This window comes from Roseovarius sp. SK2 (assembly GCF_028807495.1).
Lineage (GTDB): Bacteria > Pseudomonadota > Alphaproteobacteria > Rhodobacterales > Rhodobacteraceae > Roseovarius > Roseovarius confluentis.
Window position 1 is genome coordinate 135,089 of record NZ_JARAMK010000011.1, and the last position, 13,047, is coordinate 148,135.

Annotated in this window: 15 protein-coding genes; 8 read left to right on the plus strand and 7 right to left on the minus strand. The window is 63.8% G+C overall.

Annotated elements, in window-relative coordinates:
• Nucleotides 1–5 precede the first annotated feature (5 nt).
• Genes PVV74_RS18765 through PVV74_RS18775 form a run of 3 tightly spaced genes read right to left on the minus strand, consistent with a single transcriptional unit; the run spans nt 6 to nt 3,144 of the window.
• A complete protein-coding gene (locus PVV74_RS18765; RefSeq protein WP_103764282.1) occupies nt 6–587 on the minus strand; it encodes a retropepsin-like aspartic protease family protein in 582 nt (193 codons plus the stop codon).
• A 24-nt stretch (nt 588–611) separates the two neighbouring features.
• Nucleotides 612–1,232 (minus strand): MarC family protein, encoded by a 621-nt coding sequence (locus PVV74_RS18770; protein ID WP_152475006.1) that lies wholly within the window; start codon nt 1,230–1,232, stop codon nt 612–614.
• 46 nt (nt 1,233–1,278) lie between these two features.
• The gene (locus tag PVV74_RS18775) at nt 1,279–3,144 is read right to left on the minus strand and encodes an ABC-F family ATP-binding cassette domain-containing protein (RefSeq protein ID WP_274594291.1); all 1,866 of its coding nucleotides are present in this window, start codon (nt 3,142–3,144) and stop codon (nt 1,279–1,281) included.
• Between the two features lie 132 nt (nt 3,145–3,276).
• Here PVV74_RS18775 and ndk point away from each other — a divergent pair, with 132 nt between their 5' ends.
• Nucleotides 3,277–3,699, plus strand: coding sequence for a nucleoside-diphosphate kinase (gene ndk, locus PVV74_RS18780; RefSeq protein ID WP_103764223.1), 423 nt, complete (start codon nt 3,277–3,279; stop codon nt 3,697–3,699).
• A gap of 70 nt (nt 3,700–3,769) precedes the next feature.
• Here ndk and PVV74_RS18785 read toward each other — a convergent pair whose 3' ends face one another.
• Complete coding sequence (locus PVV74_RS18785; RefSeq protein WP_274594292.1) at nt 3,770–3,895, minus strand: hypothetical protein; 126 nt, start codon at nt 3,893–3,895, stop codon at nt 3,770–3,772.
• A 198-nt stretch (nt 3,896–4,093) separates the two neighbouring features.
• Here PVV74_RS18785 and PVV74_RS18790 point away from each other — a divergent pair, with 198 nt between their 5' ends.
• The 7 genes from PVV74_RS18790 (at nt 4,094) to PVV74_RS18820 (ending at nt 11,914) form a co-directional block, all read left to right on the plus strand.
• On the plus strand, nt 4,094–4,726 hold the full coding sequence (locus PVV74_RS18790; protein WP_274594293.1) for a helix-turn-helix domain-containing protein: 633 nt from the start codon (nt 4,094–4,096) through the stop codon (nt 4,724–4,726).
• Nucleotides 4,727–4,811: 85 nt separating this feature from the next.
• Entirely contained in the window at nt 4,812–5,705 is an 894-nt protein-coding gene (locus tag PVV74_RS18795) for a class II glutamine amidotransferase (RefSeq protein WP_274594294.1), read from the plus strand.
• A gap of 1 nt (nt 5,706) precedes the next feature.
• Nucleotides 5,707–6,378, plus strand: coding sequence for a GXGXG domain-containing protein (locus tag PVV74_RS18800; protein ID WP_274594295.1), 672 nt, complete (start codon nt 5,707–5,709; stop codon nt 6,376–6,378).
• An 11-nt stretch (nt 6,379–6,389) separates the two neighbouring features.
• Nucleotides 6,390–7,727, plus strand: coding sequence for an FMN-binding glutamate synthase family protein (locus PVV74_RS18805; RefSeq protein ID WP_274594296.1), 1,338 nt, complete (start codon nt 6,390–6,392; stop codon nt 7,725–7,727).
• Between the two features lie 42 nt (nt 7,728–7,769).
• Complete coding sequence (gene glnT, locus PVV74_RS18810) at nt 7,770–9,104, plus strand: type III glutamate--ammonia ligase (RefSeq protein ID WP_274594297.1); 1,335 nt, start codon at nt 7,770–7,772, stop codon at nt 9,102–9,104.
• A 58-nt stretch (nt 9,105–9,162) separates the two neighbouring features.
• Nucleotides 9,163–10,116 carry a TAXI family TRAP transporter solute-binding subunit gene (locus PVV74_RS18815; protein WP_103764229.1) on the plus strand — a complete coding sequence of 318 codons (954 nt, stop codon included), beginning with the start codon at nt 9,163–9,165 and terminating at the stop codon, nt 10,114–10,116.
• A 10-nt stretch (nt 10,117–10,126) separates the two neighbouring features.
• Complete coding sequence (locus PVV74_RS18820) at nt 10,127–11,914, plus strand: TRAP transporter permease (protein WP_425061949.1); 1,788 nt, start codon at nt 10,127–10,129, stop codon at nt 11,912–11,914.
• Between the two features lie 178 nt (nt 11,915–12,092).
• Here the strand turns inward: PVV74_RS18820 and grxD are convergent, their stop codons facing one another.
• The 3 genes from grxD to PVV74_RS18835 are packed head-to-tail and all read right to left on the minus strand — an operon-like array spanning nt 12,093 to nt 12,935.
• Nucleotides 12,093–12,455: a Grx4 family monothiol glutaredoxin gene (grxD, locus tag PVV74_RS18825; protein ID WP_274594299.1), complete on the minus strand. Its 363-nt coding sequence runs from the start codon at nt 12,453–12,455 to the stop codon at nt 12,093–12,095.
• Nucleotides 12,452–12,688 carry a hypothetical protein gene (locus PVV74_RS18830; RefSeq protein ID WP_274594300.1) on the minus strand — a complete coding sequence of 79 codons (237 nt, stop codon included), beginning with the start codon at nt 12,686–12,688 and terminating at the stop codon, nt 12,452–12,454. The genes grxD and PVV74_RS18830 overlap by 4 nt, the downstream gene beginning before the upstream one ends.
• Before the next feature lie 4 nt (nt 12,689–12,692).
• Nucleotides 12,693–12,935 carry a BolA/IbaG family iron-sulfur metabolism protein gene (locus tag PVV74_RS18835; RefSeq protein WP_057793905.1) on the minus strand — a complete coding sequence of 81 codons (243 nt, stop codon included), beginning with the start codon at nt 12,933–12,935 and terminating at the stop codon, nt 12,693–12,695.
• Between the last annotated feature and the right edge of the window lie 112 nt (nt 12,936–13,047).

Consider the following 13,047-nt stretch of genomic DNA (forward strand, 5'->3'; position numbering starts at 1 on the left):
GCCGTCTAGCGGGTCAGAATCATCCGCCCATCGGAAATCTGAACGCTCGAGAATCGCTCGAGATAGCTCATGCCCAAGAGAGACTTGTCCAATTCGCCGCCATTGACGGAGGCCGCGATGCCACGATCCTCAAGCGGGCCGATGGTCAGGCTGTCGAGCCGCACCTGCGCCGTGCTGACCGTACCGTTGGCGGTGCCAGCGCGCCCGATGAATGCGAGATCATCCGTATTCAGCCCTGCGCGTTCGGCATCGGCGCGGGTCAGCACGATCAGCGTGGCGCCTGTATCCACCACGAAGTCCACGGGCGCCCCGTTCACCTGGGCCGTGACGTAGTAATGACCGTCCAGCGCCCGGCGCAACTCGATCTGGTCTTCGCCCAAGCTCGTGTAGGATGCGGGGCGTGCGGTGTTGCGGATGTCGCCCCAAAGTCCGACGGCGGCGATGGCGCCCACGAAGATCAGCCCCCAGACCACCATGTACTGCATGTTCTTGCCCAGCGAGGTCCGGTTCTGCGCAAAGAACCACGCCACGACGGCGGCGCCGAGCAGCACGAGATAGAGCAGGCGGGCGGTGTCATCTCCGGTCATGGTCAAGATATAAGGAGCGGCGCGTCAGCCCGCCAGTCCAAATCCCTTGAGCCCGTCCAGCACGAATTGAACGGCCAGCGCGGCCAGGAGCATCCCCAGCAGGCGGGTGATTACGTTGATGCCGGTTCGCCCCAAGGCACGCTCCAGCAGGCCGGCGGTCAGGAACAGGAGGAACACGAGGAGGACCACGCTGAGCATCACGCCGATGACCCAAGCCAGCCCTTCGACTCCGGGTTGCTGTCCGGCCAGCAGGATCACGGTGGTGATAGCGCCCGGGCCGCCAATCAGTGGTATCGCGAGGGGATAGATCGACGGATCCTCGCGGTCGTCTTCCTCGTCCGCCTGATCCTTGCGCCGCTTGGTGCGCCGTTCGAACAGCATGTCGAGCGCGGTCAGGAACAACAGCAGGCCGCCCGCGATGCGGAAGGCGGGCATCGAGATGCCGACGAAGTCCAGCACGGATTCGCCAAAACTTGCGAAGACGATCAGGATCAGTGCCCCGGCGATGCAGGACCGAAGGGCAATGGCGCGGCGGCGCGACGGGCTGTCGCCTTGAGTCAGCGCCACGAAAAGCGGGGTCATGCCGATCGGGTCGATGATGACGAAAAGCGCCACCCACGCGGTGATGAGAAAGCTCGGGTCCATGCGCCATGGTTTGCGACGGGATGCGGGCGTTGTAAACCGCCCAGCGTCAGTTTTCCGCCGCGTCCAGCCGTTCCAGCGCAGCCATCCACAGCGCCTCGGCCCGGTCGAGACCATCCATCACCTCGGCATACTTGCGCTGCCAGGCTTCCATGTCGTTGGCTTTGGCATCGGCGTAAATCGTGGGATCGGCCAGCTTGGCCGCGATCTTGTCGCGCATCACGTTCAGCTTTTCCACGCGCTGCTCACAGGCCTTCACGTCTTGCCGCAGTTCGAGAACGGCATCGCGAGAGGGACGCTTGGATTTCGGCGCGGGCTTTTCCGCGGGCAGCGTTGCCGCGTCTTTTTTCGGCGGCTTCTGGTCCAGCAGGGCGGCGCGATAGGTTTGCAGGTCCCCCTCGTAGGGCTTGACCGTGCCGTCCTTGACCAGCCACAGCCGGTCGGCCACCAATTGCAGCAGGTGCATGTCGTGGCTGACAAGGATGATCGCGCCGGTGTAATCGGTCAGCGCCTCGACCAGCGCTTCGCGGCTTTCGATATCGAGGTGGTTGGTGGGCTCGTCGAGGATCAGCATGTGCGGCGCGTCGGTGGTGGCCAGCATAAGCGACAGCCGCGCTTTTTGCCCGCCCGACAGTTTCGCCACCTTGGTGTCGGCCTGTTCCGCGCCGATGCCAAAGCCGCCCAGCCGCGCGCGCAGCTTGGCCTGGCCGTCATCGGGATAGAGGCGGCGGATGTGATCGAGCGGGCTTTCGTCGAGATGCAACTCGTCGACCTGGTGCTGCGCGAAATAGCCGACGCGGAGCTTCGAGGCGGCATGTTTCTTGCCTTCGAAAACCTCGAGTTTTCCGGATAACATCTTGGAAAGCGTGGATTTTCCTTCACCGTTGCGCCCCAGAAGCGCGATCCGGTCGTCCTGGTCAATGCGAAGCGACAGGCGCCGCAAAACCGGCACGCCGTCATAGCCCGTGGCCACATTGTCCAGCCTCAGGATGGGCGGCGACAGCTGGTCGGGCTCGGGGAAGGTGAAGCGGCGCAGCGCGGCCTCTTGCGGGCGCGAGATCGGCTTCATCTTTTCCAGCGCCTTGATGCGGGATTGGGCCTGTTTCGCCTTGTCCGCCTTGTAACGGAAGCGGTCGACATAGGATTGCAGATGGGCGCGGCGCGCCTCCTGCTTTTTTGCCTCGGCCTCGGCATTTGCAAGCCGTGCGGCCCGGGTTTCTGCAAAGGTGTCGTAGCCGCCCTGGTAGAGCGTCAGGTTCCGGTCCTCCAGATGCAGGATCGCGCCGACGGCGCGATTGAGGAGCCCGCGATCGTGGCTGATGACCAGAACGGTATGGGGATAGCGAGCAAGATAGCTTTCCAGCCAGAGCGCGCCTTCGAGGTCGAGATAGTTCGTGGGCTCGTCGAGCAGCAGCAGATCGGGCGCGGTGAAAAGCACGGCGGCCAACGCCACCCGCATCCGCCAGCCGCCCGAGAAGGCCGAACAGGGCTGGGCCTGTTCCTCGTCGGTGAAGCCAAGGCCCTTTAGGATGGTCGCGGCACGGGCCTCGGCGCTCCAGGCGTCGATATCGGCCAGCCGCGTCTGGATCTCTGCGATCCGGGTGCCGTCCGTCGAGGTTTCGGTCTCTGCCATCAACGCGCTGCGTTCGGTGTCGGCGGCCAGCACCGTGTCGATCAGCGACACCTCGTTGCCCGGCACCTCCTGGTCGACGCCGCCGATGCGGGCGCGTTCGGGCAGGGAGATCGTGCCGGTGTCCAACGGCAGCTCGCCCCGGATCATCCGGAAAAGCGTGGTCTTGCCGGTGCCGTTGCGGCCCACCAGACCCACCTTGTGGCCTGCGGGAATGACAGCCGAGGCGCCCTCGATCAGGGGGCGACCGGCGACCGAGAAACTTATGTCTTCAAGACGCAACATGCGCACCGCATGCCGTATCGGGCCCGCGCCGTCAATCGCAGCTTTTCAATCATGCACCCCCATGCTATCGGGGCGCCGAATGACGGCGCAGACATGGGGTTTGCGCCATGACTTACACGAAAAGAGGCTACAATGGCTGTCGAACGCACGCTCAGCATCATCAAACCCGATGCCACCAAACGTAACCTGACCGGCAAGATCAACGCCAAGTTCGAGGATGCCGGCCTGCGCATCATCGCGCAGAAGCGGATCCACCTGTCCAAGGCGCAGGCCGGTGTGTTCTACGCCGTGCACGCGGAGCGTCCGTTCTATGACGAACTGTGCGAATTCATGGCGTCCGAGCCGGTTGTCGTGCAGGTGCTGGAAGGCGAAGGCGCGATTGCCAAGAACCGCGAAGTGATGGGCGCCACGAACCCTGCCGATGCGGCCCCGGGCACGATCCGCGCGGAATTCGCGGAATCGGTCGGCGAAAACTCGGTCCACGGTTCTGACGCTCCGGAGACGGCGGCGGTGGAGATCGCCTATTTCTTCTCGGGTCTCGAACTGGTCGGCTGACGCAACCGAGACACGAATTCACAAACGGCGTGGTCTTAGGATCGCGCCGTTTTTGTTTGCGCTTGGCGCGTCAGATCGCGGCGAAGTCGGTGAAGACCTGCCTGGACACGATCACCTTTGCGCCTTGCGTCACGGTGCTGCGCGGTGTCGGCGCGGGTTTCTGCGACTTCTGGGGGAGGTCGGGGGTCGTTGCCATTTGCCTGCTCCTTATTATAGGTCAGACCGGCCGAACAGCGCCGACCGGCGCCTGGTTATCAGAGCAGTGTTTCGGAAAAGACTGTCAGGAATTGGGCCTAAATGTGGCCGGATTGTGGCGAGCCGTGCGAATTTTATATCGTAATTCCGGCCGGGACCGTGCAAGGGTAAGTTCCGAAACGAGAAAAGTACGAAGAAAATGGCCCCCGGAAAGCTGAATCAGGACCCCCACAAGGTTCGTGAACATCAGGACATGAACCTCGAAACCGCCATCGGGCGGGCAGTGCGAGAGTTTCGCAAGGCCCGCAGCATGACGGTGTCGGACCTGTCGGACGTCACGGGCCTGTCCGTCGGGATGCTGTCGAAGATCGAGAACGGGGTCACGTCGTCGTCCCTGACCACGCTGCAGGCGCTGTCCACGGCGCTGAGCGTTCCGATCACGGCCTTCTTCCGCCGGTTCGAGGAGCGGCGCGAGGTGGTGCATGTCAAGGCGGGCGAGGCCGTGGAAATGGAGCGCGCCGGCACACGGGCTGGGCACCAATATAACCTGCTGGGTCATATCGGCGCCAATAATAGCGGAGTCGTGGTCGAGCCTTATTTGATCACGCTGAACGAGGAATCCGACATCTTTCCCACCTTTCAACACGAAGGGATCGAGATGCTTTATATCCTCGAGGGTGAGGTGGGCTATCGCCACGGCGACCAGAGCTTTCACCTGCGCCCTGGCGACAGCCTGTTTTTCGACGCCGACGCGCCGCACGGCCCGGACGAGCTGCTGCGGCTGCCGATCCGTTACCTGTCGGTGATCTCGTATCCGCAAGGCGACCGGTGAATATTCCCCAGAAGAATATTTAATTCCCCGTATTGCATCTTTCTTATGGTCGTATTAGCGTCTCCGCAACATAGGAGACACCGTCATGTGTGGAATCGTTGGACTGTTCCTGAAGGACAAAACGCTTGAGCCGCGCTTGGGCGAAATGCTGACCGATATGCTGATCACCATGTCCGACCGCGGGCCCGACAGCGCGGGCATCGCGGTCTACGGCACGGATCGGGACGGGCAGGCGAAACTGACGCTGCAAGCCGCCGAGCCGAGCCAGTTCGAGGGGCTCGCCGAGGAGATCGGCAAGGAAGTCGGCGCGCGCATCGAGCAACGTGTGATCGACACGCATGCCGTGCTGAGCCTGCCGCAGGACAAGCTGTCGGCGGCGCGGCAGGCGATCAAGCGGCAGCGCCCGGATATCCGGGTGATGAGTGCCGGCGACATTATCGAGATCTACAAGGAAGTCGGCCTGCCGGGGGACGTGGCGAAACGGTTCGACATTCCCAAGCTGACCGGCAGTCATGGCATCGGGCACACCCGTATGGCCACCGAAAGTGCGGTCACCACACTGGGGGCGCATCCGTTTTCCACCGGCGCTGATCAGTGCCTTGTGCATAACGGCTCGCTCAGTAATCACAATGCGCTGCGCCGGCAGTTGGCGCGTGAGGGCGTCGAGGTGGAAACCGAGAACGACACCGAGGTCGCGGCGGCCTACCTGACTTGGAAAATGCAGCAAGGTCATAGTCTTGGCGAGGCGCTGGAGGCCGGGTTGGCGGATCTGGACGGATTCTACACTTTTGTCGTCGGCACCAAGGACGGGTTCGGCGTGCTGCGCGATCCCATCGCCTGCAAACCGGCCGTGATGGCCGAAACCGATCAATACGTGGCCTTCGGCAGCGAGTATCGCGCGCTGGTGAACCTGCCGGGCATCGAGGATGCCCGCGTGTGGGAACCCGAACCCGCCACTGTTTATTTCTGGAGCCATTGAGATGCAGACTTACGACTTGGAAGCGGATGGGCTGCGCGGGCTGAATGCCACGCTGCAAGCGGCCAGCGGCAACGAGACCGGCTGGGAAGTGGTCAATCCGCGCGGCAGCCACGCGATTGCCGTGGGGCTGGACGCGCCCCTCGATGTGACCGTGAAGGGCTCGACCGGGTACTACTGCGCGGGCATGAACCAAAAGGCGACGGTGCGCGTCGCGGGCAATGTCGGCCCCGGCGTGGCCGAGAACATGATGAGCGGTACGGTGATCGTCGAGGGTGACGCCAGCCAGTATGCCGGGGCGACCGGGCATGGGGGGCTCCTGGTGATCAAGGGCAATGCCTCGTCCCGCTGCGGGATCTCGATGAAGGGGATCGACATCGTGGTGGGCGGCAATGTGGGGCATATGTCGGCCTTCATGGGGCAGGCGGGGCACCTGGTGGTGTGCGGGGATGCGGGCGATGCGCTTGGCGACTCGATCTACGAGGCGAAGCTGTTCGTGCGCGGCAGCGTGAAAAGCCTGGGCGCCGACTGTATCGAAAAGGAGATGCGGACCGAGCATGTCGAGAAACTGACCGAACTTCTGGAGATGGCCGGGATCGACGCCGACCCGTCGGAGTTCAAGCGCTATGGCTCGGCCCGCAAGCTCTATAATTTCAAAGTCGACAACGCCTATTGAGGAGACGGACCATGAGCGACAATCAAAAATCCGCTCCGCGGACTTTGCCGAAGTATTCCAATACCTTCACACCTGACGTTAACGCGGAAATCCGGCGGGCCGCGGCCACCGGTATCTACGATATCCGCGGCGGCGGGGCCAAGCGGAAGGTGCCGCATTTCGACGACCTTGTGTTCCTGGGCGCGTCCATGTCGCGTTACCCGCTGGAAGGCTATCGCGAGCGGTGCGATACGAACGTGGTGCTGGGGTCGCGCTATGCCAAGAAGCCGATCGAGCTGAAGATCCCGATCACCATCGCCGGCATGAGCTTTGGCGCGCTGTCGGCGCAAGCGAAAGAGGCGCTCGGGCGCGGGGCGTCGATGGCGGGCACCTCGACCACCACTGGCGATGGCGGCATGACGTCCGAAGAGCGCGGGCAGTCGAAAACTCTGGTTTATCAATACCTTCCGAGCCGGTATGGCATGAACCCCGACGACCTGCGCAAGGCCGATGCCATTGAGGTTGTCGTGGGGCAAGGCGCCAAGCCCGGCGGCGGCGGGATGCTGCTGGGTCAGAAGATATCGGACCGCGTGGCCGAGATGCGCACGCTGCCCAAGGGGATCGACCAGCGCTCGGCGTGTCGGCACCCGGACTGGACGGGGCCGGATGACCTTGAGATCAAGATCTTGGAGTTGCGCGAGATCACCGGCTGGGAAAAGCCTATTTACGTCAAGGTCGGCGCGGCGCGCCCGTTCTTCGACACGACGCTGGCGGTGAAGGCCGGCGCGGACGTGGTGGTGATCGACGGCATGCAAGGCGGCACGGCGGCCACGCAGGACGTGTTTATCGAGCATGTCGGCATCCCGACGCTGGCGTGTATCCGCGAGGCCGTCGCCGCGCTTCAGGAACTGGGCATGCACCGCAAGGTGCAGCTGATCGTGTCGGGCGGCATCCGCACGGGTGCCGACGTGGCCAAGGCGCTGGCGCTTGGCGCCGACGCCGTCAGCATCGGCACTGCGGCCATGGTGGCCATCGGCGACAATGACCCCAAGTGGGAGGCCGAGTACAACGCGCTCGGCTCTACCGCCGGGGCCTATGACGACTGGCACGAGGGCCGCGACCCGGCGGGCATTTCCACCCAGGACCCGGAGTTGTCCAAACGCCTTGACCCGGTCGAGGCCGGGCGGCGGCTGAACAATTACCTTCAGGTTCTGACGCTGGAGGCGCAGACGCTGGCCCGGGCCTGTGGCAAGAACCACGTGCACAATCTGGAGCCAGAAGATTTACAAGCTCTTACCGTGGAGGCCGCCGCCATGGCGCGGGTGCCTTTGGCGGGAACCTCTTGGATTCCCGGGCAGGGCGGTATCTAATCGACAACAAAAATCAGAACGACAAGAAACGGGGAGACGACAATGGCCACGGACCTGGCGAAATTTGCCGACAAGAACGGCGTCAAATACTTCATGATATCCTTCACGGACCTCTTTGGCGGGCAACGCGCCAAGTTGGTTCCGGCGCAGGCGATTGCCGACATGCAGGAGGATGGCGCGGGGTTCGCGGGCTTTGCCACGTGGCTGGACATGACGCCGGCGCATCCCGACATGCTGGCCGTGCCGGACCCGGAGTCGGTCATTCAACTGCCGTGGAAGCCCGAGGTCGCCTGGGTCGCCGCCAACCCGGTGATGGAAGGCGAGGACGTGGCGCAAGCGCCCCGGAATGTGCTGCGTCGCCTGATCGACGAGGCTGCCGAGGAAGGCCTGCACGTCAAGACCGGCGTGGAGGCGGAGTATTTCCTGCTGACGCCGGATGGCAATGCGCTGTCGGACGAGTTCGATACCGCCGAGAAGCCGTGCTATGACCAGCAGGCGGTGATGCGCCGCTATGACGTGGTGCGCGAGATCTGCGACTACATGCTGGATCTGGGCTGGGGCCCGTACCAGAACGACCACGAGGACGCGAACGGCCAGTTCGAGATGAACTGGGAGTTCGACGACGCGCTGGTGACCGCCGACCGGCATTCGTTCTTCAAGTTCATGACCAAGTCGGTGGCCGAGAAACACGGCTTTCGCGCCACCTTCATGCCCAAGCCCGTCGAGGGGCTGACAGGCAACGGCGCGCATGTGCATATCTCGGTCTGGGACGCGCCGGGGGACAAGGCCAAGACCAATGTCTTTGCCACCGACACCGCCGAGGGCAGCCAGACGGCAGAGCTGGGCCTGTCGGACCGGGGCGCAAACTTCCTGGGCGGGATCATGAAGCACGCCAGCGGCATGGCGGCGATCACCAATCCGACGGTCAACAGCTACAAGCGGATCAACGCGCCGCGCACCACCTCTGGGGCGACATGGGCGCCCAACACGGTGACGTGGACCGGCAACAACCGCACGCACATGGTGCGCGTGCCGGGGCCGGGGCGGTTCGAACTGCGGCTGGCGGACGGGGCGGCGAACCCGTACCTGTTGCAGGCCGTGGTCATCGCGGCGGGTCTCAGCGGGATCCGATCCAAGGCCGATCCGGGCAAGCGGTATGACATCGACATGTATGCCGAAGGCCACAAGGTGCGGGGTGCGCCGAAACTGCCGCTGAACATGCTGGATGCCTTGCGTCTTTACGACAAGGACAAGGAGTTGAAGGCGATGTTGGGTGACGCGTTTTCGTCCGCCTTCCTGAAGATGAAGCGGCAGGAATGGGATTCCTACATGGCGCATTTCAGCCAATGGGAAAAGGACCATACGCTGGATATCTGACCATTGACCCTGCCCGGGGCGCATGTCTTGATGCGCCTCGAACACTTGGGAGGATACCATGAAATTCCACCGTATGACCGCCGCCGTTCTGGCGGGATCGATGCTCGCGTTTCCGGCGGCCGCCGAGACGCGCGTGACCTATAAATCCGCCAAGACGGCCTCGTCCTATTACCAGATGGGGGTGCAGATCGCCGAAGCCATGCAAGAGGCTTCGGACGGCGAAATCAGCGTGACGGTCGAGGAAAGCCAGGGGTCGGTCCAGAACGTGATGGAAGTTCGGGCGCGGGGGGCTGACTACGTCTTCACCACGCCCCCGGTGCTGGTCAGCCTGGCACAGGGTGGCAAGGCGATGTTCGAGGGCAAGGGCGACCCGGCCTTTGACGAGATCCGCGCGCTGTTTCCGATTCCGTCGCTGACCATGCATTTCGTCATGTCCGAGGAGAGCGGGGCCACGACGCTGGACGATCTGGAAGGCAAGACGATCCTGTTGGGCAAGGGCAGCTTTGGCGCGACTGAGGGCGAGAAGTATCTCGATCTCTTCGGGCTGGCCGACAAGGTCGAGATCGCGGACGTGGAGTTGTCGAACGCGGTGCCGGCGATGCAGAACGGCCAGATCGATGGGTTCGTGACCGCAGGCTCGTGGCCCGCGCCGAACGTGGTGGAGGCCGCGGCCTCGACCGGCGTGACGGTGCTGTCGCTGAGCGATGAACAGATCGCCGAGACCAAGCGCACAAGGCTGGTCATCCCCGCGGGCACCTATGCGGGGCAGGATGAGGAGATCGTGACGACCTCGCTGCCGGTGGCGGCCTACACGACCACCCAGATGGATGACGAGACCGCCTATCAGCTGACCAAGACCTATTGGGAGAACAAGGCCAGGCTTGCGGAATCCTCGGCATGGTGGAACGGCGTGGACGAAGGCCTGATGGAGAACATCACCGGCCAGATCCACCCCGGAGCCGTGCGGTATTACGAAGAGGCAGGCATGACCCTGACCGACGCGCAGAAGTGACCACGTGAGCCTGACGACCCCCGATCCCGCCGCGCAGGCCGGTCCTGCGCGGTTTTTCTGGCTTGGCCTGGCGCTGGCGTCGGTGGTGTTTCACATCGGGCTGGTGTTCTGGGGGCTGGTCCCGAACCTGGTCAGTCGGCCGATGCACCTGGTCTTCGTGCTGCCGTGGGTGCTGATCTGGGGGCAGGTGGGGCTGACACGCCAGAGCGGGTACGTGCTGGCGGCGCTTGGCGTGGGCGCGGCGCTTTGGGTCGTGGTCAACCGTGACATCCTGGGGGACCAGTACGGATTTCTCGAAGGACGGGGGCAGGTGGCCATCGCCGCCGTGCTGATCCTCGTGGTGCTGGAAGCGGCGCGGCGGGCGATTGGCTGGCCTCTGCCATTGGTGGCGGCCATCGCCCTGATGTACGGGCTTTTGGGGCAATACATTCCGGGGCGTTTCGGCCATTCGGGCACGCCGATCGAGAGCTTTCTCGGGACGCTGACGATTGCCGAAGGCGCGCTTTGGGGATCGCTGACGCAGGTGTCGGTGAACGTGGTGGCGATCTTTGTCATCTTCGGCGCGGTGCTGAACGCGGGCGAGGCGGGGCAGGGCTTCATGAACGTGGCCGCTGCTGCTGCCGGGCGTCTGAGAGGGGGCGCGGCGAAGGTGTCGGTGCTGAGCTCGGCGCTCTTCGGGTCGATCTCGGGTTCGGCCTCGGCCAACGTGGCTTCGACCGGGGCGGTGACGTTGCCGGCGATGGAGAAGCTGGGATACCCCAAGCGGATCGCAGGCGCGGTGGAGGCGGTGGCCTCGTCCGGCGGGCAGATCATGCCGCCGCTGATGGGGGCGGGGGCCTTCGTCATGGTCGAGCTGACGGGGGTGCCCTATACCGGCATCATGGCTGCTGCGGCGCTTCCGGCGCTCTTGTATTTCTGGGCCGTCTGGGTCGGGATCGACGGCTATGCGGCGCGGTTCGACTTGCGGGGACTTTCGGATGCGGACCGGCCAGCGCGGCGCGATGTGCTTGTAACATCAGGGTTTTTCCTGGTGCCGTTCCTGATCCTGCTGTGGGGTATGTTCGTGATGCGGGTCACGCCGCAATATGCCGCGTGCCTGTCGATCTTTGCCGGGGCGGCGCTGCTGCTCTTGGGGTCGGACCTGCGGGTGGACCTGTCGCGGGCCCTGGCGCGGGCCGAGACGGCGGTGATGACGGCGGCGCGGCAGGTGGCGCTGATCGGGTCGATCATCTTTTGCGCCTCATTGGTCATAGGCGTGCTGGGCGTCACGGGGCTGGGGGTCAAGATCACCTCGCTGATCCTGTCGGCCTCGGGCGGGATGCTGTGGCCGTCACTGCTGCTGACCGCCTTTGCCTGCTTGATCCTGGGCATGGAGGTGCCGACAACGGCGGCCTACGTGATCTGCGTCTCGGTCGCGGGGCCGGCGCTGATCGAACTGGGGATGGAGCCACTTCAGGCGCATCTTTTCGTTTTCTGGTACGCGCTGTTATCGACCATCACGCCGCCCGTCTGCGGGGCGGTTTTCATCGCGGCGGGCATGATCGGAGATAACTGGCTGCGGGTCGCGCTGACGGCGATGACGCTGGGCGTGGGGCTGTACCTGATCCCGTTGGGGATGGTGGCAAATCCCGGTATCACGGCGTTGGCCGAGGCGCCGGGAGTGGCGGTTCTGGCGATGTTCAAGGTGGGCGTGGGGCTGGCGCTGGTCAGCCTGTCGCTGGTTCTGAGGAAAGGCTGGCCGCTGCGGGGGGCGGCGTTTGCGGCGGGGTTGTTTTTGATCCTTTGGCCGATGTCTTAACGGCGAATCGGGGGCGAAAATCCACGTCGGTATCGCGTCGGTATCCGGGTGGTATCGCGACGGTGCCGTTGTTCGAAGGGCCGGAATGAACAGACCGTGCGCCGTTAAGCATTCGCAAAGAAAAACGCGGCCCCCGGGCGGGGACCGCGCCTTGCATTAATTGGATCGAAAGACCCGCTCAGGCGTTGGCTTCGCGGATCTTCTCGGCGGCGTCCTTGTCATAGGTGACGCCGTTTTGCTCGAACAGCGTGTCGAGTTCGCCAGAGAGCGTCATCTCGGTAATGATGTCGCAGCCGCCGACGAATTCGCCCTTCACGTAGAGTTGCGGGATGGTGGGCCAGTCGGAATAGTCCTTGATGCCCTGACGGATGCCATCATCCGACAGCACGTTCACATCCGTGAACTCGACGCCCATGTAGTTCAGAACGCCGGCCACGCGGGACGAGAACCCGCATTGCGGCATGGTCTTGGTGCCCTTCATGTAAAGCACCACGTCGTTGGCTTTGTTCGTTTCTTCGATTTGCGTCTTGGGATCGCTCATTTCTTGGTGTCCTTCGGTGCAAAGATTTTGGCGTAGGCTTGTGGATCGCGGGGGATTTCCCAGCGCCGGACGTTGCCGCCGCCCATTCCGGATTGGTAGTCGGATTCCAGGGCGTGCATTCCTTCACCCGGTTCGCTGCCACGCTTGCCGGGGGATTTGCGCTGGCCCACGATGGCGACCGCAGTGATGGCGGCGAAAACCAGGGCCAGGAGGATGATCAGCGTCCAGCTCATGGGCCTAGTCCGGGGCCTTGGTGGTCAGGGCCAAGGCGTGCAGGTCGCCCGAGGGGCCGTCCATTTTGCCCTTGAGCGCGGCATAGACGGCCCGCTGTTGCTGGACACGGTTCTTGCCCCGGAAGCTTTCGTCGATGACCTCGGCCGCGTAGTGATTCCCGTCGCCGGCCAGATCGGTGATGGTGATCTTTGCGTCTGGGAAGGTCTCGCGGATCAGGTCCTCGATTTCCTGGACTTGCATGGGCATGCGCGCGTCTCCTTGGTGTCTGTCCCTGATGTAGAGACGGTGGGGGCCGAGTGCAAGCGACAGGCGAGGTTTCGGGCGATGTCGTCCGTGGCGGGGCAGCCCGGGATTTCGT